Here is a 1,897-nt window from a genome sequence, read left to right as displayed (position 1 = left end):
CCCTTTGTGCAGTTCCGACGCCGGAAAATCCCAGCCCGTCTGCTCAGTGCATTTGTACCATACTCGAGACCTCTGATTCAATCCTTCAGCTTTTTCTAACTCGATTTAAAATGGGCGAACCGGGAGTAATGAGGTAACTGAGTCGGGAATTGGGGAAAAGTCCCAGGAGAAAGCAGAAGTTGAACCGATTGTGGGCGAGACGGTGACATCATCTGTTGCGGTGGAGGAAGTGGAGAGTGTTGTTAGTGAGGAAGTGGAGGAGGTAGCACTATCGGTGCAGGAGTCTGAGTCGGTTCCTATTGCAGCTACTTCTGAGGAGAAGTTAGAGGTAAATAAAGATAGTTGTCGATGTGTTGAGAGGGCGGTTTGTGAAAGGCAGCCTGCACCGATTTTGGCTTTGGCTCAATTTGATCAAGAAACTGGAAGTAGGGGGAATTCCCAATACTGCTTGGTTCAGAGGGAGGAGACAGGAAAAAAACATACTTCCCACACTTCCCATACTTCCCACACTCCCTATACTCCCCACACTCCCTTATCGGAGCACTATTGGGGGAATTCCTGTCAGGCAGTGGAGAAGAGGCAAGAAGAGTCAGAGGTGGGGAATGGAAGGGGAAAATTTCTGCTACCTTCTCGGTCTCCTCCTTGTGTTGGGAAACTGGAATATATAGCGGTTTTCAATGAGGTGAGGTAGAAATTTTGGTTCTTCTAGAGCCCAAATTTTGGCGTTGCTCAACTATTGTTGATGTGCAATGAAGCTGGGGATCGCCCTCAAAAATGGACAAAGAGGTGCGATCATTTCATAGGAGATATCGAGTTATCAAAAAATCTTCTATCTCCAAAAATTCAGAAATTGCCTTTGAGAATCGTCGTTATTACAGAATCAGACAATTGAAGAAGATTCAGCTTAAAACCTCGAATCCATGATTGTGCGGTCCGTGGATGATGTCCACCCCCTGATTCTTGAGTAGTCCATCCAAGGCTATGGAAAATGCTGACTCTGACGAATGGGCAGAAAATACCCCAGCGCTTCCCATTCCAACCGATGTATTTGCTTGCTAACTTTGTTGAAATTAAGAAAAACTATGAACATCAAACGTATCTTCGGCACTCTTGTCGCCTTTGTTTTCACTGTTGCTGTCGTTTTTGGCCTACAAGTCGGTTCTGCTAGTGCAGCTCCCGATGCTTCCTTGAGCGAACTTAGTCAAGGTGGTACCTTAATCGCTGATGTTCCTGGTGAAAAGAAGTTTGAGTTTAATATCCCATACTTTTTGCCCAAAGACCTTCTTAGCTTGACCATTACCGATACTCCTGAACGAGATATGACGATGGTAGCCCAAAACTATAGCCCCAACTACAGTGCGGAGTTGCTGTATACTTACAGTCAAGATACCGACAGCTTCGAATTCCCAGCCAATGATCGCCAAACACAAAAAAATACCTTCAATCCCAAAAACAGTGAAATTGTGGTGACTAATATTAGCACCAGTCCTAGCTCTGTGGTGAAATTTTTCTTCCTACCATGACATGATAGGAGTTTGACCTCAAACCTCACAAAAGTGACAATGCACTCTAACTGAGGCAGAAAAGAAGTAGGGCGATTGCCACCCTACTTCTTTGCTAAAAAGCAATAAAATCGAAGCCAGAAAGGTTTTTCGAGAAAGGTAGAAAGGTTTTTCTCGGAGGTTGAAATGTCCGGTCCCCAAGTAAAATTAGCCAGAATCAAGGAATACAGTTTATCATCACCGAGTAGTTCCGGTGATTCTTTGCTAAAGATTGAAAATACTACGGAAACCCAGAACGTCATCACCATTGCCAACAACAGCCCGGATAACTCTCAAAAGTTACCCGCTAACATGGTGGTAATGTGGGGGCAAAAAGCGGTCGACAACGCGCTAGT

General features: G+C 44.9%; 3 protein-coding genes. All 3 read left to right on the top strand.

Features of this window, described 5'->3' with window-relative positions; translation table 11 throughout:
- The first annotated feature begins 202 nt into the window (after positions 1 to 202).
- Complete coding sequence (locus F6K52_RS35850; protein WP_293089909.1) at positions 203 to 691, top strand: hypothetical protein; 489 nt, start codon at positions 203 to 205, stop codon at positions 689 to 691.
- A 391-nt stretch (positions 692 to 1,082) separates the two neighbouring features.
- Entirely contained in the window at positions 1,083 to 1,523 is a 441-nt protein-coding gene (locus F6K52_RS35845) for a hypothetical protein (RefSeq protein WP_293089906.1), read from the top strand.
- A 165-nt stretch (positions 1,524 to 1,688) separates the two neighbouring features.
- Positions 1,689 to 1,897: hypothetical protein (locus F6K52_RS35840; RefSeq protein ID WP_293089903.1), on the top strand; the 209-nt coding region annotated here is incomplete at its 3' end.

Source organism: Moorena sp. SIO3H5, from assembly GCF_010692395.1.
Lineage (GTDB): Bacteria > Cyanobacteriota > Cyanobacteriia > Cyanobacteriales > Coleofasciculaceae > Moorena.
Note: the sequence above shows the minus strand (reverse complement) of the source record. Positions and strands in the feature narration are given on the sequence as shown.

What these genes read in the sequence shown, in the direction of transcription:
- F6K52_RS35845 (WP_293089906.1), top strand. Translation starts at nt 1,083, where the DNA reads ATGAACATCAAACGTATCTTCGGCACTCTTGTCGCCTTTGTTTTCACT.